Here is a 22,564-nt window from a genome sequence, read left to right on the forward strand (position 1 = left end):
GACGCGCGCCGGAGCGTTCGGGGTCGGATCGACCGGCACCGGAGCGGTCTGCGTCGGGTCGACCGGCACCGGAGCGGTCTGCGTCGGGTCGACCGGCACCAGATCGGCCGGCGCCGGAGCGGTCTGCGTCGGAGCGGCCGGCGCCGGATCGGCGTGGGGTGGCGCGGCTGAGCCGGCTCGGTTTCGCCGAGGCGGACCGGGCGTTCCTGCTGCTCGGCCCGGCCGACGACGGCCTCGGTTGGTGGCGGGCCGAGCCTGCCGGCCCGGCCGACGCGCGGGCCGAGGAGCTGGTCCGGGCGGTCGCCGCCAGCGCCGACCCCGACCTGGCGCTGCACCAGTTGCAGCGGCTGGTCGCGGTCGTACCGGAGCTGCCGGCGGCGCTGCGGGCCGACCACGCGCTGGCCCGGCGACTGTTCGCGGTGCTCGGTGCGTCCGACGCGCTCGGCGACCACCTCGTCGGCAGCCCGGGCGACTGGGCGGTGCTGGCGAGCTCCGCCGACCCGGACGATCGGCGCGGCGTCGCCGCGCTGCGCGGCGCGCTCGCCCCGGCGGGACCCGCCGGCGGCCCGGCCGCGGTCGAACAGCTGCGGAGCTCGTACCGGCGGGTGCTGTTGCGGGTGGCGGCGGCCGACCTGACCGGGGTCCGGACGGTCGACGACGTGATGGCCGAGCTGACCGATCTGGCCGACGCGACGCTGGCCGCCGCGCTGCAGATCGCCCGGTCCGAGCGCGACGACGCGGACGAGGCCCGGCTGGCGATCGTGGCGATGGGCAAGACCGGTGGCCGCGAGCTCAACTACGTCAGCGACGTGGACGTGCTGTTCGTCGCCGAGCCGCCGATCGTGGACGGCCCGGAGCCGGCGCAGCCGGCCGACTCGGCGGCCGCGCTGCGGGTGGCGAGCGCGCTCGCGGTGCGGGTGATCGACGTGTGCCGGCAGGTCGCCTGGCAGCTGGACGCCGGGCTGCGGCCGGAGGGCCGGGACGGCCCGCTGGTGCGCACGGTGGCCAGCTACGACGCGTACTACCGGCGGTGGGCGAAGGGCTGGGAGTTCCAGGCGCTGCTCAAGGCGCGGTACGCGGCGGGCGACGCGCAGCTGGCCGACGAGTGGCTGGCCCGGGTGCACCCGCTGCTGTGGCAGACCGCCGGCGGTACCGAGCGCCCGTCCATGGTCGCCGAGGTGCGCGCGATGCGCCGCCGGGTCGAGGACCAGCTGTCCACTGTGGATGCCGAGCGGGAGATCAAGCTGGGCCGCGGCGGGCTGCGCGACATCGAGTTCGCGGTGCAGCTGCTGCAGCTGGTGCACGGCCGCTCCGACGCCGAGCTGCGGGGCACCAACACGTTGCGGGCGCTCGCCGCGCTGACCGCCGGCGGGTACGTCGGCCGGACCGACGGTGAGGAGCTCGCCGCCGGCTACCGGTTCCTGCGCACCATCGAGCACCGGTTGCAGTTGCAGCACCTGCGCCGCACCCACCGCATCCCGGACGCCGAGCCGGGGCTGCGCTGGCTGGCCCAGTCCCTCGGCTACCGCGGCGAGCCGAAGCGCAGCGCGGTCCAGGGGTTCCTGGCCGACTGGACCAAGCTCGCCCACAACGTGCGCCGGCTGCACGAGAAGCTGCTGTACCGGCCGCTGCTGGAGGCGGTCGCCCGGGTGCCGACCGACTCGCTGCGGCTGACCTCGGGCGCGGCCGAGTCCCGGCTCGCCGCGCTGGGTTTCGACGATCCGGCCGGCGCGCTGCGCCACCTCGGCTCGCTGACCGGCGGGGTGTCGCGCTCGGCGGCGATCCAGCGCACCCTGCTGCCGGCGCTGCTGCCCGAGTTCGCCGACGCGCCCGAGCCCGACCACGGCCTGCTCGCGTACCGGCAGGTGTCGGAGAAGCTCGGCCGCACCCCGTGGTACCTGCGGCTGCTGCGCGACTCGGGGCCGGTGGCGATCCGGCTGGCCCGGCTGCTCGGCGAGAGCCGGTACGTCACCGACCTGCTCACCCGCGACCCGGAGGCGCTGCGGCTGCTCGCCGCCGACGCCGAACTGGTGCCGCGCGATCCGGGGGTGCTGGCCGAGGCGATGGCCGCCGCGGTGGCCCGGCACGACCGGCCGGCGGACGCGGTCGCCGCGCTGCGCGCCCTGCGCCGGCGCGAACTGTTCCGGATCGCCTGCGCCGACCTGCTCGGCCGGCTCGACGTGGTCGCCGTCGGCGCGGCCCTCACCCAGGTCACCGACGCGGTACTGGCCGCGGCGCTCGCGGTCGCCCGGCGTGCCGCGGGCGTACCGGAGGCGCTGTCGTTCGCGGTGATCGGGATGGGCCGGTACGGCGGGGCAGAGCTCGGCTTCGGCTCCGACGCCGACGTGCTGTTCGTGTACGACGACGCGCCCGGCGCGGCCGATCAGGCGCACCAGGTGGCGGAGACGCTGCGCGCGCTGCTCGCCGCGCCGGCACCCGACCCGCCGCTGGTGATCGACGCCGACCTGCGCCCGGAGGGCCGGCAGGGCCCGCTGGTGCGCAGCCTCGACGCGTACCGCAGCTACTACCGTCGCTGGTCGCGGGTGTGGGAGGCGCAGGCGCTGCTGCGAGCCAGGTTCGTGGCCGGCGACGCCGATCTGGGCGCCCGGTTCACCGCGCTGATCGACCCGGTGCGCTATCCGGCGCACGGCCTGAGCCGCGAGCAGGTGGTGGAGATCCTGCGGATCAAGGCGCGGGTGGACGCCGAACGGCTGCCCCGCGGCGCCGATCCGGCCACCCACACCAAGCTCGGCCGGGGTGGCCTCGCCGACGTGGAGTGGACGGTGCAGCTGCTGCAGTTGCGGCACGCCGCGCACCTCCCGGAGCTGCGGGTCACCGGTACGCTCGAGGCGATGTCGGCCGCGGTCGGCGCCGACCTGCTCGGCGCCGCCGAGGCGGACGCGCTGGGCCAGGCGTGGCGGCTGGCCGGCTCGGTGCGCAACGCGATGATGTTGGTGCGCGGTCGCGGCTCCGACCAGCTGCCCCGGCACGGGGTCGAACTGGCCGGCGTGGTGCGCGCGCTCGGGTTCGCCGCGGACGATCCGGGCGAGTTCGTCGACGAGTACCTGCGCACCGCGCGGCACGCCCGGCAGGTGGTCGAGGCGCGGATGACGGTGGACGGCACGGGAGGCGCAGCGGGCGGATGACCGACGAGCCCGACCGGGATGCCGACGGGTTGGCGTCCACCCAGCCGATCGAGGCGGTGGCCGACGACCCGGACGAGGCCGGCCGGATCCCGCCCGCCGGCGGCCCGCACCGCACCGAAACCGCCCCCCGCCGCGCCGGGAACGACCGCCGCACCGGGAGCAACCGCCGGATCGGGAACGAGCGCCGCGCCGGCAACGGCGCCGGAGGGGCCGGGGACGCCCAGCGCCGGGACGGAGAGGCCCAGCGCCGCAACGGGGACGTTCCGGGTCGGGGTGCGCGTTCCGGCGCGGGCGCCGGGGACCCGCACCGGGTGTACGTGGAGGCGACCTCGCCGGCGCTGATCCCGCGGATCGGCCGGCAGCGTGACTGGGTCGACCTGGTGGACAGCTGGTTCCCGGAGCGCTACCGGGTGCCGATGATCGCCACCACGGCGACCTCGCTCGCGCTGACCGTGGCGTTCCTGTTCCTGCCGCTGGCCGGTACCGATCTCGCCGCGCAGGTCGCGCGCGGCCACTTCTTCTCCGCGCACGGCTGGTACACCATCGATTTCCGCTGGTACGGGGGGATCTATCCGTTCGGGTACAGCGTGCTCGCCGGGCCGCTCAACGCGGCGATCGGGTCCCGCGGTGTCGGTGCCGTCTCCTGCGTGCTGGCGTCGGCGGCGTTCGCGTTCCTGCTGGCCCGGTTCGCCGTGCGGCGGCCCACCCTGGGCGGCGTACTGGCCGCCATGGTCGGGGTGTTCAACCTGGTCAGCGGGCGGACCACGTTCGCGCTGGGCATCGCGATCGGGATGGCGGCGCTGGTCGGCGTGTCGCTGCCGGGCCGGGTACCGCGGTGGCTGCGGCTGGTGCTGGGCGGGGTGCTCGCCGCGCTGTCGGTGGCCGGCAGCCCGCTCGCCGGCCTGTTCGTCGGGCTGGCCGGCGGTGCCCTGCTGCTCGCAGGGCTGCGCCATCCGCCGGCATCGGCGGACGCGCCCGGCCCGGTCGCCCGAATCACCCGGTATCTGACCGGCAGGTGGCGGGAGGGGCTGGTGCTGTGCGTCGGCGCGCTGGTCGGGCTGGTGCCGAGCATGCTGTTCCCGGACGGCGGGGTGCAGCCGTTCAACGGCGACTCGATGAAGGTCTTCCTGGCCGGCGGCGTGGTCACGTTCTTCCTGATCCCGGCGCGCTACCGGGCGCTGCGGACCGGCGCGGTGCTGATGGTGGCGATGGTGCTGTTCGCCTACCTGGTACCGAGCCCGATCGGGTCGAACATCACCCGGTTGCCGATGCTGTACGCGACGCCGTTGATCGTCGCGGTCGGCACCATCGACCGCCGGCTGCTGGTCGGGGCGGTGGTGGCGCTGACCTGGTGGCAGCCGCCGCTGGTGACCGGCGATCTGGGCAGCGCGGGCGACCGGGCCGCGCAGTCGGCGTTCTACCAGCCGCTGATCGCCGAGCTGGACCGGCGCAAGCCGATCGGTCGGATCGAGGTCGTCCCGCTCTACGACCACTGGGAGTCGACGTACGTGGCGGAGGCGGTGCCGCTGGCCCGGGGCTGGGAGCGGCAGGTCGACGTGCACCGCAACCCGCTGTTCTACCGCGACACCGTGGCCCCGGACGACTACCTGGACTGGCTGTACCGCAACGCGGTCGGCTACGTGGCCGTGCCGCAGGGCACCAAGCTGGACAAGTACGGTCGGCAGGAGGCGGACCTGATCGCCGCCGGCCTGCCGTACCTCAAGCCCGTCTGGTCGAACTCCGACTGGCGGCTCTACCAGGTACGCAACGCGCAGCAGCTGGTGTCCGGGGTCGGCGTGCTGGTCGACTCGACCCCCACCGGGCTGGTGTTCGACACGACCGACTCCGGTCGGGTGCTGGTGCGGGTGCGGTGGAGCCGCTGGTTGACGCTGTCCGGCCCGGATGCCTGTTTCGGCCCGGCCCGCGAGGGTTGGGTGGAGGTCACGGTGAACGGGCCCGGCCGGTACCGGATCTCCAGCGGCTTCGTACCGCGGCAGGCCCACCGCTGCTGAAGGTTAGTGCCGTCGTAGGGTCAGGGCGGGTAATTTAGCTCCGTCAGTGGCGCTGACCGGCAGGTGGCGCCGGCCGGGAACAGGAGGCCGAGTGGACAGCACCGAGCTGGCCGGGCGACTCGCCGGGATCGTCGGCGAGCGGCACGTCCGTACCGCCGAGGGCGACCTGGAGGCGTACGCCCGGGACGCCACCCCGCTGTTCCGGCACCGGCCGGACGTGGTGGTGTTCCCCGGCGACACCGCCGAGGTCGCCGCGGTGCTGACGCTCGCCACCGAGCTGTCGGTACCGGTGGTGCCGCGCGGCGCGGGCTCCAACCTGGCCGCCGCCACCGTGCCGCTGCACGGCGGCATCGTGCTGGTGCTGACCCGGCTCACCGAGATCCTGGAGATCTCCGGTCCCGAGCTGCTGGCGCGGGTGCAGCCCGGGGTGTCGACCAAGGCCCTGGCCGAGGCGGCCGCCGGGCACGGCCTGCTGTACGTGCCGGATCCCGGCTCCCAGGTGGTGTCGACCGTCGGCGGCAACGTCGCCACCTGCGCCGGCGGGCTGCGCGGCCTCAAGTACGGGGTGACCCGCAACTACGTGCTGGGCCTGGAGGTGGTGCTGCCCACCGGCGAGGTCATCCGCACCGGCGGGCGGCTGTGGAAGGACGTCGCCGGCTACGACCTGACCCGGCTGCTGACCGGCTCGGAGGGCACCCTCGGGGTGATCACCGAGGTCACCGTCGCGCTCGTGCCCAAGCCCGCGGCGGCCCGCACCGGCGTCGCGTACTTCGCCGACCTGGCCGCGGCCGGCCGTGCCGTCGCCGCCGTGATCGAGGCCGGCATCACGCCGGCGACCTGCGAGTTCCTCGACCGTACCTGCGTGGCGGCGGTCGAGGACTACGCCCACCTCGGCCTCGACACCGAGGCCGGTGCGCTGCTGCTGTTCGGCGACGACGGCGACCCGGAGGTGGTGCAGGCGAGCCTGACCCGGATCGGCCAGGTGTGCACCGAGCACGGTGCGACCGGCGTGACCCTCGCGGAGAGCGTCGCGGCCAGCGAGGAACTGCTCGCCGCCCGGCGCTGCTCGCTGCCGGCGCTGTCCCGGCTCGGCTCGCTGACCATCCTGGAGGACGCCACGGTGCCGCGGCCGAAACTCGCCGAGATGGCCGACCGGATCGCCGCCATCGCCGCGAACCACCGGCTCACCATCGGTACCTTCGGGCACGCCGGCGACGGCAACCTGCACCCCACCTGCGTGCTGGACGTGCACGACACCGACGCGATCGAACGCTCGCACGCCGCGTTCGGCGAGATCTTCGCCGCCGCGATCGAGCTCGGCGGCACCATCACCGGCGAGCACGGCGTCGGCGCGGCGAAGCTGCCGTACCTGGAACGCCGGCTCGGCGCCGACCAGCTGGCGCTGCTGCGCCGGATCAAGACCGCGTTCGACCCCGCGGGCATCCTCAACCCCGGAAAGCTCGGTTCCTGATGGCAGGCGACAAGATCTTCGACGACGACCTGCTGAGCCGGTGCATGTCCTGCGGGTTCTGCCTGCCGAGCTGTCCGACCTACCAGCTGACCGGCGAGGAGGCGTCCTCGCCGAGGGGCCGCATCACGCTGATGCGCGCCGTACAGGAGGACCGGCTCGACGTGACCGACCCGACCGTGCTGGCGCAGTCGGAGTTCTGCCTGGGCTGTCGCGCCTGCGAGCCGGTCTGCCCGGCCGGTGTCCAGTATGGACAGTTGCTGGAGCAGTGGCGGGACACCGAGTGGCAGGGCCGGCGCCGGCCGCTTTTGGCCCGCGCGCTGATGGCGATGATGTCCTGGCTCGGGATGGCCGGCATCACCCTGCTCGGCGTGGTACGCGGCGCCGCGCTCACCCGCCGCGGCACCGCCGACGCACCGCACCTGATGCTCGGCTGCGTCGAACGCGTGCTCTATCCCCGGGTGTCCCGCTCGGCCCGCCGGCTGGTACCGGCCCTGCGCGCGCCGGCTGTGCAGGGATGCTGCGGTGCGCTGCACGCGCACAACGGCGAGTCGGGCAAGGGCCGCCGGATGGCGCAGCGGCTCGGCCGGCAGCTGCCCGGCACGATCGTCACCACCTCCGGCGGCTGCTCCGCGCACCTGACCCACGAGCTCGGCGCCGACCGGGTGGTGGAGTTCTCCGCCTGGATCGCCGCGGGCAACGGCCCGGATCCAGCCTCGCTGCGCCCGATCATGCTGGACGAGCGGGGGAAACCGTTGCCGCCGCACGCATCCGGTGGACGGCCGGCCCGGATCGGGTTGCAGGACTCCTGCCACCTGCGCAACGCGGTCGGCGTCTGGCGGCAGCCGCGCGAGCTGATCGCGCACCTCGGCGAGTACGTCGAGGTGCCGAACGCGGCGGGCTGCTGCGGCGCGGCCGGCTCGTACTCGGTGCTGCGGCCGAAGGACTCGCGCGCCGTGCTGGCGCCCAAGCTCGACGCGCTCGCCGAGCTCGACCTGGACTACCTCGCCGTGGTCAACCCGGGCTGCTACCGCCAGCTCGCCGGCGCGCTGAAGGGCAGCCGTACCAGGGTCGTGCACCTCGCCGAGCTGCTGGCCGCCGCCGGCACCGACTGAACCCGTTCGGCCGCGCCGTCGCCCTTCAGGGGACGCCGCCGGGCCCGGGACCGCCGGCCGGCGCCGTCGCTCGTCGACTCCCTGCACGGCCGGCGCCGGCGGTCGCTGACGCTGCGTGACATGGCGCATTGCGGCTCGCGCCCGGGCGCGGCGTGGCAGCCTGAGACGATGGCAGGACTGCAGGCCCGCCGTGCGCTGGGCGCGCTGGCCGCCGTGGCCGCGTTGGTACTGGTCGTGGCCGGGTGCGGTGGCTCCGGAGGCGGCTACGGCGACTCGTCGGCGAGCCCGTCGCCGCAGCGGACCACGCCGGGCGCGCTGGCGAGCCAGCCACCACACCTGGAGGCCGCGCCGCAACCGAGCGGCTCGCCCGGGTTCCCGGCGCCGACGACCGAGGCCGGCCGCCGGCAGCTGCTGACCGCGGTGTTCGACGACGCGCAGGACATGTGGGCGAAGATCTTCGCGAACAGCGGAATGCACTACCAGCAGGCGAAACTGACCATCTTCACCGGCGACGTGCACACCGGCTGCGGCGAGGCGTCGAGCGACCTCGGACCCTTCTACTGCCCGGCCGACCACGGGGTGTACCTGGACACCTCGTTCTTCACCGCGCTGCAGCAACGGTTCGGCGTGCAGGGCGGCCTGCCCCCGGCGTACGTGGTGGGGCACGAGATGGGGCACCACGTGCAGAACCTGGTCGGCACGCTGGCGAGCGTGCAGGCCGCACAGCAGGCCGCGCCGGCGCAGGAGAACCAGCTCTCGGTCCGGCTGGAGCTGCAGGCCGACTGCTACGCCGGGGTGTGGATCCACAGCAGCTACGCCCGCGACCTGGTCAGCGATGCGGACCTGAACGACGCGCTGCACGCCGCGACGGTGATCGCGGACGACTTCCAGCAGCACAAGGCGACCGGCACGGTACGGCCGGACCAGTGGACGCACGGCTCGGCCGCGCAGCGCCGGCAGTGGCTCGCCACCGGCTTCACCAAGGGCGACCCGGACTCGTGCGACACGTTCTCGGCCCAGTGACCGCTGGCGGACGTCTCAGCGCGGGTAGGGCAGGTTTCCGGTGTCGCGCGGCATGCTCGGCCGCAGCTCGTCGGGCGCCAGCACCTCCTGCGGCGCCGAACCGCCGTGCGCGAACAGCACGTACAGCGCGACGATGTTCACGCCGATGATCATGATGGCCCAGAACGGGTAGGACGGCATCACGACCATCTGGGTGAAGATGTCCAGCACGATGGTCAGCGCCGCGAGCCAGCGCACCGAGGAGATCCGGAACAGCAGCAGCACACCGCAGCCGGCCTGCACCACCGCGATCGCGAGCAGCGCCCAGCCCCAGGCGTTCAGCGGTCCGAACACCAGCACCGCGGAGGCCACGAACACCCGGGAGCCGGCGATCGCGGCGATACCGTCCAGGCCGTTCATCACCGCCAGGACGATCAGCAACAGGCCGGCGAGCGCGACGCTGTGCCGCACGTGCCGGCGTACTCGATATCCCTCGCTCGGTGCCGCGGCACTCATCGCCACACCTCCGGTCCGGCACGGATCGCGGTGTCGCGTTCCCGCGATTCGTGCCCAGTATCGGTCCGCGCCGCGGCAACCACCGGCGAAACCGCCGAAACCGCGCCGGATCCGTGGCCGGCGGCGCGCACCCGCCACCGTCGAGGGTGGCGACGTGCACGCCTCGGAGCGCCGGCCCGGTCCGGCCGGGCGGTGTGGCAGCATCTGTCGGCGTGAGCGATGTCGGTCTGTACCTGCGGCGGATGGTGGGTCGCGACCCGGGCGAGGAGCATCGCGCCTCCACCCCGCTGGAGTTGCTGTTCGACCTGTGTTTCGTGGTCGCGGTGGCGGCCGCCTCGGCCCAGCTGCACCACGGCGTCGCCGAGGGGCACCACGTCGCGATCCTGCAGTACGCGATGGTGTTCTTCGCGATCTGGTGGGCCTGGATGAACTTCACCTGGTTCGCCTCCGCCTACGACACCGACGACGTGCCGTACCGGCTGCTGACGCTGCTGCAGATCGCCGGTGGGCTGGTGCTCGCCGCCGGCGTGCCGAGCGTGTTCCACCACTACGACTTCACCGTCGTGACGGTCGGGTACGTGGTGATGCGGGTGGCGATGGTGGGGCAGTGGCTGCGGGCGGCCCGGCAGGACCCGACCAGCCGCGGCGCCACCCTGCGGTACGCGGTCGGGGTCAGCGTGGTGCAGGTCGGCTGGGTGCTGCGGCTGCTGCTGCCGGGCGTGGCCGGGCTGGTCGGGTTCCTGGTGCTGCTCGTCGCGGAGCTCGCGGTGCCGGCGTTCGCCGAGGCGCACGGCCGTGAGACGCCCTGGCACCCGGGCCACATCAACGACCGGTACGGCTGCTTCACCCTCATCGTGCTCGGCGAGTGCGTGGCCGCGGCCACCGTCGGGGTGCAGTCGGCGATCACCGACCGGGGCCTGTCCGCCGGCCTGCTGGTCACCGCGGGCGGCGGCCTGGTGCTGCTGTTCGCGATGTGGTGGCTGTACTTCAAGCACGAGGCCACCGCCGGCCTGAAGATCAAGCAGAGCCAGAACCTGCTGTGGGGGTACTCGCACTACGTGGTGTTCGCGTCGGTCGCCGCGGTGGGCGCCGGCCTGACCCTGGCCGCTGACGGCGAGACCCCGGCGACGGTGGTGGCGTTCGCCATCGCGGTACCCACCTGCTGCTACCTGGCCACCAGCGCCTACCTGCACGGGTTGCTGCTGCCCGGCTCGGTACCGGTGGTGACGTCGGCGGCGACGATCGTGCTGATCCTGGCGACCGCGGCGGTCGCCGGCGCGCTCGGCCTGCCCGCCAGCGTCGCGGTGATCGCCGTGCTGGTCACGGCCCTGCTGGTCGTGTCCATCCGGGCGGCCCGGCCGGCCGAGCCCGCCCCGACGAGCTGACCGCCCGGGCACCGCCCCGCGCCGGCCGACCGGCACGGAGAGCGGACCGGCCGGACGGGGTTCACCGGGCGACCGGCGGGAGCGGGCCGGGTGGGTGGCGCTCAGCCGACGCGGACGCTCTCGGCGAGACGGCCGGCCAGCCCGCGCGCCACCGACTCGGCATGGGTACCGCTGACGCGCAGGTTCAGCACCAGGTTCGCCCGGCGCACGATCACCCGGTAGGTCGAACCCGACGAGTACTCGGCGCCCAGGCAGCCGCCGTCGCCGGCGCCGTCGAGCGGCTCGGCGCCGGACAGGCGGGCACAGGAACTCGCGGTCAGCCGCGCCGCGCTGGCGGCCGACGAGCTGACGAACCAGCCGTCGTACCGGCCGACGACCAGCCGCACGTAGCTGACCGGCAGCGCGTCGTCGGGGCTGGCACCGGCGTCGGCCGGCTTGTCGGTCGAGCGGTACCCGCAGCTGTCGAAGTCCGCATCCAGGTTGCTGCCGCGCTCGATCGAGCGGTGCGGCAGGTCGCGGTCCAGGCCGGCGGTGACGAGCAGCCGGCAGGCGTCCGGGGTGTCCCGCACGGCGGCGCTCCACGGCCCGAGCACGCCGTACCGGGCCGCCTGCGGAGCGGCCGGCAGCAGCACGGCGACCAGCAGCGCGGGCCAGATCAGCGCGCGCAGCCCGCCGGCCGGCCGGGGAGCCGGCCGCGGCACGGCGGGCGGCAGCCAGGCCTGCAGCTCGGCCAGCTCGCGGCGGAACCGCCGGTCCGGCCACCACGGCACGGACTGCGGCGCGGCCAGCGTCACCGCCGTGCCGTGCCGCCGGCGAACCCGGACCTGCCAGGCGATCGGGGTCCAGCGCGCCCGCAGCTCGACCACCTCGTACCAGGGGATCGAGACGGTGCGCCGGGAGTACCCGAACGGCACCACGGTCAGACCGGACGCGTCGACCAGCACCCGGCTGCGGTCGGCCAGCTTGAACAGTGCCGCGAACGGCGTGCCCACGACGATCGTGAAGGCCAGCACCACCAGCGGCATGGTCAGGTCGTACGGGAAGTCGCCGAGCAGGACCGGCAGCGTCGCGGCGACCGACAGCACCACCATCAGCGGAAGCACGCCCAGCAGGACCTGCAGGTACCGGGTGCCCGAGACCCGGTACACGGCGACGGGGTACATGCCGGACATGGTGCCGGGCGCGCGCAACAACCGCGGTCCCGGGTCGGGCCGGCCGGCGGCGGGAAACGTCACCGGGCGGCCGGGTCGCCGCGGCGGGTCGGGCGCCGGTCGGTACGGTGTGCGCGTCGGGAGGCCACCCGGCGCCCCCCATCGGTACCTTCGCGGGAGTCACCGTGCGCGACATCGCCGTGTTCACCGGTTCGGCCCATCCGGCGCTCGCCGCCGAGATCTGCGAGCACCTGGAGGTGCCGCTGCAGCCGGCCCGGGTGGACCGGTTCGCCAACGACTGCCTCGAGGTGCAGTTGCAGGCCAACTGCCGGGAGCGGGACGTCTACCTGGTGCAGCCGCTGGTCGCGCCGGTGCAGGAGCACCTGGTCGAGCTGCTGCTGATGGCCGACGCCGCCCGGGGCGCCTCGGCCGCCCGGATCACGGTGGTGATGCCGCACTTCGCGTACGCCCGGTCGGACAAGAAGGACGCGCCGCGCATCTCCATCGGCGGCCGGCTGGTGGCCGACCTGCTCGTCACCGCCGGCGCCGACCGGGTGTTGACGATGGCGCTGCACTCCCCGCAGGTGCACGGCTTCTTCGCGGTACCGGTGGACCACCTGCACGCGTTGCGCGAGCTCGCCCAGCACTTCCGCGGGTACGACCTGTCCCGGGTCACCGTCGTGTCGCCGGACCTGGGGTACGCGAAGTCCGCGTCGGCGTTCGCCCGGCTGCTGGACGTGCCGGTCGCCGCCGGTGCGAAGCAGCGGTTCTCCGACGACCGGGTGGAGATCACCTCGGTGATCGGCGAGGTCGCCGACCGGGACGTGATCGTGCTGGACGACGAGATCGCCAAGGGCAGCACGATCCTGGAACTGCTGGCCCGGCTGCGCGAGCAGGGTGCCCGCAGCGTCCGGGTCGCCTGCACGCACGGGCTGTTCGCCGCCGGCGCGCTGGACCGGCTCGCCGCCCAGCCCGACGTCGCCGAGATCGTCTGCACCAACACGGTTCCGGTGCCGCACGAGTCGGTGACCGACAAGCTCACCGTGCTGTCGGTGGCGCCGGTGCTCGCCGAGGCGATGCGCCGCATCCACAACGGCGAGTCGGTCAGCGCTCTGTTCGACACCGCCTGATCCCGTTCCTCCCGCGGGCACGCCCGCCGTTCGGCGTGCCGGCGGTGCGGCACGCCCGCGGTCCGGCGTGCCCGAATTGCCCCGATGGTGTTGACGTGCCGACCTCGATCCGGTAAACAACCTTTACATTAAATGCGGGCTTTGCCCGCATACCGGGCATCGAGGAGGGAGACCCCATGGGGGACGGACGCTGGAAACGACCGCTGGTCACCGCGGCGGTGACGGCGGGCATGATCGGCGCCGCGGTGCTCGGTGTCTCGACGCCGAGCCAGGCCGCGGTGGGCGGCGCCGCGCCGTACGTGGACATGTCCAACTCGCAGGTCGGCCTGCTCGACCAGGCCGCCGGGGCGGGGTTGACCCACTACACCGCGGCGTTCGTGATCGGGTCCGGCTGCAACCAGATCTGGGGCGACACGCTGCCGGTCGGCAACGACCCCAACGTCGACGGGGAGATCGACAGGGCCCGGTCGGAGGGTGCCGAACCGATCATCTCGTCCGGTGGCGCGGCCGGCCTGCCGCTCGCCTGGACCTGCACCGACCAGAACACCATCGTCGCCGGCTACCAGGCGCTGCTCGACATCTACCAGGTGAAGTCGCTCGACTTCGACATCGAGGGCGCCGCGATCGCCGACACCGCCTCGATCCAGCGGCACTTCGCGGCGGTCAAGACGCTGGCGGCGAACAACCCGGGGCTCACCGTCTCGGTCACTCTGCCGGTACTGCCGAGCGGGCTCACCGGCGACGGGGTGAACCTGGTGCGGGCGGCGCACGACGCCGGCGTCAAGATCGACATCGTCAACCTGATGACGATGGACTACTACCAGGGCGACCAGGACATGGGCCAGGCCGCCGAGCAGGCGACCGACGCGACGCTGGGCCAGTTGCAGGGCATCGACGGCAGCTACTCGTACGCGAACCTCGGCATCACGCCGATGATCGGGGTCAACGACGACGGTTCGGTGTTCACCCTGGACAACGCCCGCTCGGTGGCGAGCTGGGCGGCCGACAAGGGGGTCGGCCGGCTGTCGTTCTGGTCGATCAGCCGGGACCAGTCCTGCGGCTCGGCGGCCGGCGCGGTGCACCCGGACGCGTCGTCGACCTGCAGCGGGGTGGACCAGAACCCGCTCGACTTCACCAAGGCGCTGAGCTGACGACGCACCGGATCGCGGCCCGCCCGGCCACCGAGCCGGCCGCGATCCGGTTGCCACACCGAGCATCCGTCGATCACACCGAGGATTCCGTTGCTGCGCCGGGGATCCGTCGCTCCTGCCGGGCATCCCGTTGCCACCCCGGGGACTCGTCGGGCGCATCGAGGATTCCCTTGCCACGCCGGGGATTCCGTTGCCACGCCGGGGACTCGTCGGTCGCGCCGGGGATCCGGCGGTCAGGCCGGGGATCCCTCGTCCGGGCGGGCCCAGATTCCGCGCACGTCGTGGATGTGGCTGACCATCAACCGTTCGGCCAGCGGGCCGTCCCCGCTGACGATCGCGTCGAGCAGCTCGATGTGGTTGCGCGACGACGCGGCCAGCTCGTCGCGTTCGGCCAGCACCGGCACCCCGTACAGCCGGGACCTGTTGCGCAGGTCGCGGACCACCTCGACCAGGTGCGCGTTGCCGGCCAGCGCCAGCAGCGCCAGGTGGAACCGCCGGTCCGCCTCGATGTAGGCGAGCACGTCACCGGTGGTCGCCGCCGCCACCACCTGCTCGGCCAGCGGTCGCAGCCGCTCGATGGTCGCCGGATCGACGGTCTCGGCGACCTTGCGTACCGCGGGCGCCTCGATCAGGGCCCGGATCTCGCTGTACTCGTCGAGCTGCGCGTCGGACAGCTCGGTGACCCGGAACCCCTTGTTGCGTACCGGTTCCACCATGCCCTCGCGGACCAGGTCGAGCATCGCCTCGCGGACCGGCGTGGCCGAGACCCCGAACCGTTCGGCCAGCACCGGCGCCGAGTAGAGCTCACCCGGCCGCAGCTCACCGGTGATCACCGCGGCGCGCAGCGCGTCGGCGATGCGCTCCCGTACGCTGCGCGGTGGTTCGAAGGAGGGCAGTGCCCCCAGACCGCCGCGGCCCGATCGACTCACCGCTCGACCTTCCTCCCCGGTCCGGCCGCGGCCAGGCGCGCGTGGGCCGCCGCCGCGACGACGATGTCCTGCCAGGCCATCCCGACGCCCTTGAACAGCCGCGGTACGTCCCGCCGGACGGTCGCGGTGCGCAGCTCGGCCAGGTTGACCAGGCGGCGCCCGTCGACGCCGGCCAGCAGCAGGTCACCCGCCTCGCGCAGCGCCGCCGACCGCGCCTCCACGTACAGCTGGCAGCGGCGCACCGTGGCGGTGTCGACCTCCCGCGCGGCCGGTTCGTGCGAGCCCATCGCGACCACGGTCGCGTGCTCGGCGAGCAGCCTGCCGTCGAACAGCGGGGTGCGCGCGCTGGTGCAGCAGACGACCAGGTCGGCGGCGCCGACCGCGCGGGCATCGTCGGCGGCGCCGACCGCGCGGGCATCGTCGGCGGCGCCGACCGTGCCGGCGTCCGCGACCTCGGCGGCCACCCCGGCCGCGACACACCGAGCGACGAACCCGGCGGTACGGGCCGGGTCACGCCCGACCACCCGCAGCCGGCGGACCGTGCGTACCGCCCGCACCGCCTCGACGTGCCCGGCCGCCTGCGGCCCGGTCCCGTACAGCAGCACGTCGAGCGGCCGGTCCTCGGTGAGCGCGGCGATCGCGACGGCCGACACCGCCGGGGTACGCAGCGCGGTCAGTGCCGGCCCGTCGAACGTGGCGAGCGGCTGCAACGTGGCGCCGTCGAGCAGCAGGTAGGTCCCGGTGATCCGGGGCAGGCCGCGGGCCGGGTTGGCCGGCGCCACTCCGGCGATCTTGACGCCCGCGTACCGGGCCGAGGACGCCGGCATCAGCAGCAGCTGCCCGGCCGGCACGTCGACGGCGGTACGGGCCGGGTCGGCCTCCGGGTCGAGGCCGTCGGACAGCGCCGCGCCGATCGCCGCGATCGCCGCGTCCATCGGCAGCAGGGCGCGCAGCGCCGCCGCGGTCAGGTGCCGGGGGACCGGCGGGTCCGCGCTCATCGCAGGACGAAGCCGGGCAGCGGGTCACGGGGATCGAGGGTGAACGCGTGCTCGCCGGTCCGGTACGCGCAGCCGTCGATCTCGGTGTGCACCGCGGGCCGGCCGTCCGCCTCGGTGGTGCCGACCACCCGGCCGAGAAACGTGCTGCCGACGATCGAGTCGTGCGTCAGCACCGCCCCGCCGGCCAGCTCGTCGGCGAGCAGCGCGAGCCGGGCCGAGGTACCCGATCCGCAGGGCGACCGGTCCACCTGGCCGTCGGCGAACACCGTCACGTTGCGCTGCCGTGGCCCGGACTCGGTCGCCGGCAGCTCGTCGTACAGGATCGTGCCGTAGACGCCGGACAACCGGTCGTCGCCGGGGTGCCGGGCCGCCTCGGTACCGGCGAGCGCGAGCTGGACCGCACGGCCCGCGGCGATCAGCTCCCGGTGCCGGTCCGGCGTCACCGTCAGGCCGAACGCCGCGGCCGGGACGCTGGCGTAGATCGCGCCGCCGTACGACACGTCGACGGTCACCGTGCCCAGCTCGGTGGCCAGCCGCAGCCCCCGGGCCAGCACGTAGGACGGCACGTTGCGAAACGTCACCGACTCGACCGCGCCAGCGCGGCAGTGCACCCGGGCGGTGACCCGCCCGGACGGTACGTCGATGCGGACGTCGGTGTCCCCGTCCGGATCGGCGGCGACCCGGCCGGACTCCACCGCCCAGGCGCCGAGGGCGATCGTGCCGTGCCCGCAGGCGGTCGAGAACCCGTCCCGGTGCCAGAACAGCACGCCGAGATCGGCGCCGGCGTCGTCCGGCGGTACCAGGAAGCAGCCGTACATGTCGGCATGGCCGCGCGGCTCGTGGCACAGCAACTGGCGCACCCGGTCGACCGGCTGGCTCGCCGCCGCGGTCACCCGCCGCTGCGCCACCGTGGTACCGGCGATCTCGGCCAGCCCGCCGGTGACGATGCGAAACGGCTCGCCGGCCGTGTGGTAGTCGACCGTCGTGTATCGCGGCATCCTTCTGGGTCCTCCTGCCTCGTTGCGGGACGCCGACGGGCTGCGCGGTCCGCGCGGACCGCTCACACCCCGCCGAGGTACGCCTCGACCACCCGGCTGTCGTCGGCCAGCTCGGCGGCCGGCGCGTCGAGCACGCACCGGCCGTTCTCGACCACGTAGCCGCGGGTGGCGATCTTCAGCGCGGCCTTCGCATTCTGCTCCACCAGCAGTACCGACGTGCCGCCTTCGTTGATCTCCGCGATCAGCTCCATCACCGCGGTCACCACCAGCGGGGCGAGCCCCATCGACGGCTCGTCGAGCATCAACAGCCGCGGCCCGGCCACGATCGCCCGGCCGATCGCGAGCATCTGCTGCTCGCCACCGGACAGCGTGCCGCCCTGCTGCTCGCGGCGCTCCCGCAGCCGGGGCAACAGCCCGTACACCCGGTCGATGCGACGCCTGGTCTCCGCCGGGTCGCGGACCAGGTAGCCGCCCATCTGCAGGTTCTCCTGCACGGTGAGGGTGGAGAAGATCCGCCGGCCCTCCGGTACGTGCACCAGCCCCAGCCCGACGATCTCCGGCGGGCTGGCCCGCGTGATGTCGTGGCCGTCGAAGACGATCCGACCGCCGGCCGGGCGCACCAGCCCGGACACCGCGGACAGGGTGCTGGTCTTGCCGGCGCCGTTGTTGCCGAGCAGCGCGACGACCTCGCCGTCGGCCACCGTCAGCGACATGCCGTGCAGCGCCTGCACCCCGCCGTACGACACGTCGATCCCGTCGATCTCAAGCATCGGCGCCGGCCTCCCGATCGATCTCCCCGGACGGCTCGCCGTCGCCGGTCTCCGCCACCCGCTCGCCGTCGCGGGTCTCCGTCGGCCGCTCGCCGTCGCCGGTCGCCGTCGCCGGCTCGTGGTCGCCGGTCTCCGCGGCCGGCTCGTCGTCGCTGCCGAGGTACGCCTCGATGACAGCCGGGTCCCGCCGGACCGCCTCCGGCGATCCGTCCGCGATCTCCCTGCCGAAGTTGAGCACCACCACCCGCTGGGACACCTCCATCACCAGGCCCATGTCGTGCTCGATCAGCACGATCGCGATGCCGAGGTCCCGGATCCGCCGGATCAGCTCCAGCAGTTCGAGCTTCTCGTTGTGGTTGAGGCCGGCGGCGGGCTCGTCGAGCAGCAGCAGCTTCGGGTGCCGGGCCAGCGCGCGGGCGATCTCCACCCGCCGCTGCTCCCCGTACGGCAGGGCCCGCGCCGGGCCGGTCCGATCGGCGCGCAGCCCGACGAAGTCCAGCCACCGGTGCGCCTCGTCGGTGGCGACCTGCTCGGTGCGCCGGTACCGGGGGGTGTGCAGCAACGCGTCGAACACGTTCTGGCGCAGCCACAGGTGGGTGCCGGCGCGCACGTTGTCCAGCACCGGCAGGTCGCCGAACAGCCGGACGTTCTGGAACGTGCGGGACACGCCGCGGGCGGCGACGGCGGACGGCCGCAGCCGGGTCACGTCGGTACCGGCGATGGTGATCGCGCCGCTGGTGGCCCGGTAGAACCCGGTGATGCAGTTGAACGCGGACGTCTTGCCGGCGCCGTTCGGGCCGATCACCGACACGATCTCCGCCTCGTGCACCTGGAAGCTGAGGCCGTCGACCGCCTTCACTCCACCGAACGCCAGGTGCAGGTCCGCCACGTCGAGCAGCGCGCTCATCGACCGTCCTCCTTCGCGGCAGGTCCGACGGGGCGGTACCCGTGGTTCGCGCTCATCGGATCCGCACCTCGCCGTCGAACGTGGCGGACCGGCGGGCGGTGCGGGCCGGCTCCCGGGTACGGGCCGGCCACAGTCCCTGCGGCCGCAGCACCATCACGATGATCAGCAGCGCGCCGAAGGCGAAGTACCGGTAGTCCGACAGCCCGCGCAACGCCTCCGGCAGCATGGTGACGAACAGCGCGCCGATCACCACGCCGGGCGTGGAGCCCATCCCGCCCAGTACCACGGCCATCAGCACCAGGGCCGACTGCAGGAAGGTGAAGCTGGCCGGGGAGATCGCGGACAGCTGCGCGCCGAACAGCACGCCGGCCAGCCCGCCCCAGACGGCGCCGGCGATGTAGGCGGCCATCTTGACCCGGTAGGTGTGCACGCCCATCGCCTCGGCGGCGTCCTCGTCCTCCCGGATGAACCGCCAGGCCCGCCCCAGCCGGGAGCGGATCAGCCGGTTCGCGCCCAGTACCGCGGCGGCGACGATGACGAGCACCACGTAGTAGAAGACGACGGAGTTGCTCAGGTCGACGCCGGCGACCGACAGGCTCGGGATGCCGTAGATGCCTTCCGGGCCACCGGTGATGGACAGGTTGTTCGCGGTGACCCGGATGATCTCGCCGAACCCGAGCGTCACGATCGCCAGGTAGTCGCTGCGCAGCCGCAGGGTGGGGCCGCCGACCACGATCCCGGCCAGTACGGTCACCACGATCACCGCCGGGATCGTCGCGAGCAGCGGCCAGTGCAGCCGGGTGGCGAGGATGCCGCTGGTGTAGGCGCCGACCGCGAAGAACGCCGCGTACCCGAGGTCGAGCAGGCCGCACTGGCCGACCACGATGTTGAGCCCGACCGCGAGCATCACGAAGATCAGCGCGCTGGTCATCACGTTCATCGCGTACGGGGTGGCGATCAGGATCGGCGCGATCGCGCCGAGGAACAGCCCGACCGGGCCGATCCACCGGCTGCGCAGTACGGTCTTCGCCGCGTTGCCGAGGCCGCCGCCACCGGCCGGCGGTTTCGGCGGCTGCACCGTCTTGGTCGTGGTCATCACACACGCTCCGTGACGCGCTCGCCGAGCAGGCCGGTCGGCCGCACGGTCAGGAACAGGATCAGGAAGGCGAACGCGAACACGTCGCGCCACTGCCCGCCGAGGAAGTGCGTACCGAACGACTCGAGCAGGCCGAGCACGACACCGCCGAGCATGGCGCCCTTGAAGCTGCCGATCCCGCCGATCACCGCGGCGGTGAACGCCTTGAGCCCGATGATGAAGCCCATCAGGAAGTTGATGCTGCCGTAGTACGAGCCGGCCATCACGCCGGCCGCGCCGGCCAGCGCCGAGCCGATGAAGAACGCCATCGCGATCACCCGGTTCACGTCCACGCCCATCAGCCGGGCGGCCACCGGATCCAGTGCGATCGCCCGCATCGCCCGGCCCTGCCGGGAGCGCATCACCATCGCGTTGAGCGTGACCATCAGCGCGATCGCCACGCCGATCAGCACCAGCTGCGCGACACCGATCCGGGCGCCGAGCACGTGCACCGAGGAACCGCCCAACCGCACCGGGTACACCTGCGGGTTCGGCCCGGCGATGATGCGCATGCCGTACTCCAGCGCGAACGACGCACCGACCGCGGTGATCAGCAGCGACAACCGGGGCGCGCTGCGCAACGGCCGGTACGCGATGCGTTCGATCGCCACCCCGGCGAGGCCGGTGCCGACCATCGACAGCAGCAGTACCACCAGCAGGGCGACGAGCGACAGCGTGGCGGTGAACCCGCTGAACGAGGTGAGCAGCGCGAAACCGATGAACGCGCCGAGCATGTAGAGGTCGCCGTGGGCGAAGTTGAGCAGCTTCATGATCCCGTAGACCATGCTGTAGCCCAGCGCGACCAGCGCGTAGAACGAGCCGACGAACAGACCGTTCCAGATGATCTGTGTCATGAGTTCCGTCCGGATCGGGCCGGAGGCGGGCCCGCAGCACGGGCCCGACTCCGCGCTGGCTAGTTCTTGAGATCGTCGGCGAGGGTGAACTTCGTGCCCTTCACCTGCAGGATCACGAATCCACCTTCGGTGAGGGTGTGGTCCGCGGTGAACTTGAGCTTGCCGGAGAACAGCGGGAACCCGTCGATCTTCATCAGTGCGGCCTCGATCTTCTTGCCGTCCGTGCTCTTCGCGTCCTTCATCGCCTTGGCCGCCACCCGCACCGCGTCGTACGACTGCGGCGAGTACGGGCCGGGTTCGGCGCCGAACTTCTTCTTGTACGAGGCGATCCAGTCACCGGCGCCCGGCATCGTGTCGGGCGTCTCGGTCATCGTCGCGTACACGCCCTGGGCGGTGGACTGCCCGGCCACGCTGATCAGCTTGCCGTCGACGCTGCCGTCGGCGACCATGATCTTCCCCTTGTACCCGGCCTGGCGCAGCTGCCGGATGATCAGCCCGCCCTCCTGGTAGTAGCCGGTCCAGTAGACGAAGTCGGGGCGGGCCGACACGATGTCGTGCACGTTGGAGCTGTAGTCGCTCTCGCCCGCGTTCACCGACTCGTGCAGCACCGTCTTCATGCCACCGCCGGCCTTGGTGATGTCGGCCTTGGTGCGCTTGGTGATGTCGGTGGAGTAACTGGTGCTGTCGTCGACCAGCGCCACCCGCGTGGCCTTCTGCTTGGTCAGCCAGCTGACCGCGGACTGCGCCTGCTGCACGCCGGTACCGTTGATCAGGAACACGTTCGGCAGGTGCTGGGAGACCAGATCGGCCGAGTTCGCGGCCGGGATGATCATCGGGATGTTCGCCTTGTTGAACACCGACAGCGTCGGCAGCGTGGCCGACGAGCAGTAGCCGCCGATCGACATCGTCACGCCGGCGGCGACCAGCTTGTTCGCCGCGCTGCTCGCGGTCTTCGGGTCGCACGCGTCGTCCTGCACGTTGAGCTTGAGCTTGCGGCCGAGCACCCCGCCCTTGGCGTTGATCTCGTCGATCGCGAGCTGCGCACCGTTCTTCATGTACGGGCCGATCGCCGAGCTGCTGCCCGACATCGGTGCGGCCATGCCGAGCGTGATCGGGCCGTCCGAGCCGCTCTTGTCGCTTCCACCGAACACGCCCTGACAGCCGCTCAGGGCAAGCGTCGACACCGCGACGAGCGCGACGGCGAGCTTCGTCTTCCGCATGCGATGAACCCCTCTGGTAGGTGCGACGGAGGTCGGCTCCGCCGGCTGGTGTCGTGCAGGTTCCGTGGGCAGCGGGCGTGGCTGCTCCGGTCCGGTGCCGTGCGTCGGCGGCCTGCGCCGCGGGTGTGTCGACGGGCGCGGCCGCAACCGGACTCGAACGCGGAGTTCAAGCGCGGCAACGGAGGTGGCCGTCGGCCGGGTTCAGGTCGGGATGCTCGCCGACGATGCGACAACCGGTGTGGTCACGCGTGCCGGCCGGTGCGGGCTGCGCACCAGCACCCCCCTTTGCCTCGGTAGCATGTGACATTGCACTGCGCCGGAGCAAGAGGCAAGTTTGCGCGATCCGACCTATGCCAATTCGTTACCCGGCCTCGGGTTCGCTCACTCAGCGCAGTTCGGCCCGCATCGACGGTGCTCAGCGCGGGAACGGCCAGGACTCATCCGACCGCAGCGGGCGACGGTCGCCGCTGTCGGTTCGCGGGAAGCGCGACCGCGGTCGCGTTCCGGCGCCACGGTCAGCGCCGTGTGGACGAGGGCGGCGACGGCCCGGTCGCGCGATCCGGCGCGCCAGGCGAACGAGGCGAACGACGAGCTCGCCGTCGAGCAACGGTTGCGCGAGCTCCTCGAACGCCTCCCCGCCGACGCCGGGCCGGACCGACGCCGGCGCTGACCGCGGC

Annotated in this window: 19 protein-coding genes; 9 read left to right on the forward strand and 10 right to left on the reverse strand. The window is 73.3% G+C overall.

The window, feature by feature from the left end; translation table 11 throughout:
- Window positions 1-158 precede the first annotated feature (158 nt).
- The 5 genes from NUM_RS12990 (at window position 159) to ypfJ (ending at window position 8,764) form a co-directional block, all read left to right on the forward strand.
- A complete protein-coding gene (locus NUM_RS12990; protein ID WP_207125079.1) occupies window positions 159-3,146 on the forward strand; it encodes a bifunctional [glutamine synthetase] adenylyltransferase/[glutamine synthetase]-adenylyl-L-tyrosine phosphorylase in 2,988 nt (995 codons plus the stop codon).
- Window positions 3,143-5,158, forward strand: coding sequence for a hypothetical protein (locus NUM_RS12995; protein ID WP_207125080.1), 2,016 nt, complete (start codon window positions 3,143-3,145; stop codon window positions 5,156-5,158). Before NUM_RS12990 ends, NUM_RS12995 begins: the two co-directional genes overlap by 4 nt.
- Window positions 5,159-5,249: 91 nt before the next feature.
- Complete coding sequence (locus tag NUM_RS13000) at window positions 5,250-6,629, forward strand: FAD-binding oxidoreductase (protein WP_207125081.1); 1,380 nt, start codon at window positions 5,250-5,252, stop codon at window positions 6,627-6,629.
- Complete coding sequence (locus NUM_RS13005) at window positions 6,629-7,741, forward strand: (Fe-S)-binding protein (RefSeq protein ID WP_207125082.1); 1,113 nt, start codon at window positions 6,629-6,631, stop codon at window positions 7,739-7,741. Before NUM_RS13000 ends, NUM_RS13005 begins: the two co-directional genes overlap by 1 nt.
- Before the next feature lie 168 nt (window positions 7,742-7,909).
- Window positions 7,910-8,764 (forward strand): KPN_02809 family neutral zinc metallopeptidase, encoded by an 855-nt coding sequence (ypfJ, locus tag NUM_RS13010; protein WP_207125083.1) that lies wholly within the window; start codon window positions 7,910-7,912, stop codon window positions 8,762-8,764.
- 15 nt (window positions 8,765-8,779) lie between these two features.
- Here the strand turns inward: ypfJ and NUM_RS13015 are convergent, their stop codons facing one another.
- Window positions 8,780-9,259, reverse strand: a complete 480-nt coding sequence (locus NUM_RS13015; RefSeq protein ID WP_207125084.1) for a DUF7144 family membrane protein — start codon at window positions 9,257-9,259, stop codon at window positions 8,780-8,782.
- A 212-nt stretch (window positions 9,260-9,471) separates the two neighbouring features.
- On the opposite strand from NUM_RS13015, the gene NUM_RS13020 reads away from it, so the two are divergent.
- On the forward strand, window positions 9,472-10,644 hold the full coding sequence (locus tag NUM_RS13020; RefSeq protein WP_225918541.1) for a low temperature requirement protein A: 1,173 nt from the start codon (window positions 9,472-9,474) through the stop codon (window positions 10,642-10,644).
- A gap of 101 nt (window positions 10,645-10,745) precedes the next feature.
- Here the strand turns inward: NUM_RS13020 and NUM_RS13025 are convergent, their stop codons facing one another.
- Window positions 10,746-11,807, reverse strand: a complete 1,062-nt coding sequence (locus NUM_RS13025; protein ID WP_207125085.1) for a hypothetical protein — start codon at window positions 11,805-11,807, stop codon at window positions 10,746-10,748.
- Window positions 11,808-11,980: 173 nt separating this feature from the next.
- Here NUM_RS13025 and NUM_RS13030 point away from each other — a divergent pair, with 173 nt between their 5' ends.
- Together NUM_RS13030 and NUM_RS13035 are read left to right on the forward strand one after the other, a co-directional pair.
- Window positions 11,981-12,925, forward strand: coding sequence for a ribose-phosphate diphosphokinase (locus tag NUM_RS13030; RefSeq protein ID WP_207125086.1), 945 nt, complete (start codon window positions 11,981-11,983; stop codon window positions 12,923-12,925).
- 176 nt (window positions 12,926-13,101) lie between these two features.
- Window positions 13,102-14,076: a chitinase gene (locus tag NUM_RS13035; RefSeq protein WP_207125087.1), complete on the forward strand. Its 975-nt coding sequence runs from the start codon at window positions 13,102-13,104 to the stop codon at window positions 14,074-14,076.
- 233 nt (window positions 14,077-14,309) lie between these two features.
- On the opposite strand, the gene NUM_RS13040 is transcribed toward NUM_RS13035, so the two are convergent.
- The 8 genes from NUM_RS13040 to NUM_RS13075 form a co-directional block, all read right to left on the reverse strand.
- A complete protein-coding gene (locus NUM_RS13040) occupies window positions 14,310-15,005 on the reverse strand; it encodes a GntR family transcriptional regulator (RefSeq protein WP_225918542.1) in 696 nt (231 codons plus the stop codon).
- Window positions 15,002-16,003 (reverse strand): ornithine cyclodeaminase family protein, encoded by a 1,002-nt coding sequence (locus NUM_RS13045; RefSeq protein WP_207125088.1) that lies wholly within the window; start codon window positions 16,001-16,003, stop codon window positions 15,002-15,004. The genes NUM_RS13040 and NUM_RS13045 overlap by 4 nt, the downstream gene beginning before the upstream one ends.
- A complete protein-coding gene (locus NUM_RS13050; RefSeq protein ID WP_207125089.1) occupies window positions 16,000-17,001 on the reverse strand; it encodes a proline racemase family protein in 1,002 nt (333 codons plus the stop codon). Before NUM_RS13050 ends, NUM_RS13045 begins: the two co-directional genes overlap by 4 nt.
- Window positions 17,002-17,063: 62 nt before the next feature.
- Window positions 17,064-17,771 (reverse strand): ABC transporter ATP-binding protein, encoded by a 708-nt coding sequence (locus NUM_RS13055; RefSeq protein WP_207125090.1) that lies wholly within the window; start codon window positions 17,769-17,771, stop codon window positions 17,064-17,066.
- On the reverse strand, window positions 17,764-18,678 hold the full coding sequence (locus NUM_RS13060; RefSeq protein WP_207125091.1) for an ABC transporter ATP-binding protein: 915 nt from the start codon (window positions 18,676-18,678) through the stop codon (window positions 17,764-17,766). The genes NUM_RS13055 and NUM_RS13060 overlap by 8 nt, the downstream gene beginning before the upstream one ends.
- Window positions 18,679-18,730: 52 nt before the next feature.
- A complete protein-coding gene (locus NUM_RS13065; protein WP_207125092.1) occupies window positions 18,731-19,774 on the reverse strand; it encodes a branched-chain amino acid ABC transporter permease in 1,044 nt (347 codons plus the stop codon).
- Complete coding sequence (locus NUM_RS13070; protein WP_207125093.1) at window positions 19,774-20,667, reverse strand: branched-chain amino acid ABC transporter permease; 894 nt, start codon at window positions 20,665-20,667, stop codon at window positions 19,774-19,776. The genes NUM_RS13065 and NUM_RS13070 overlap by 1 nt, the downstream gene beginning before the upstream one ends.
- 59 nt (window positions 20,668-20,726) lie before the next feature.
- On the reverse strand, window positions 20,727-21,887 hold the full coding sequence (locus NUM_RS13075; protein WP_207125094.1) for a branched-chain amino acid ABC transporter substrate-binding protein: 1,161 nt from the start codon (window positions 21,885-21,887) through the stop codon (window positions 20,727-20,729).
- A 523-nt stretch (window positions 21,888-22,410) separates the two neighbouring features.
- Here NUM_RS13075 and NUM_RS13080 point away from each other — a divergent pair.
- Entirely contained in the window at window positions 22,411-22,557 is a 147-nt protein-coding gene (locus tag NUM_RS13080) for a hypothetical protein (RefSeq protein ID WP_207125095.1), read from the forward strand.
- Window positions 22,558-22,564 lie beyond the last annotated feature (7 nt).

Origin of the sequence: Actinocatenispora comari (genome assembly GCF_017312725.1) — a bacterium.
GTDB classification, from domain to species: domain Bacteria; phylum Actinomycetota; class Actinomycetes; order Mycobacteriales; family Micromonosporaceae; genus Actinocatenispora; species Actinocatenispora comari.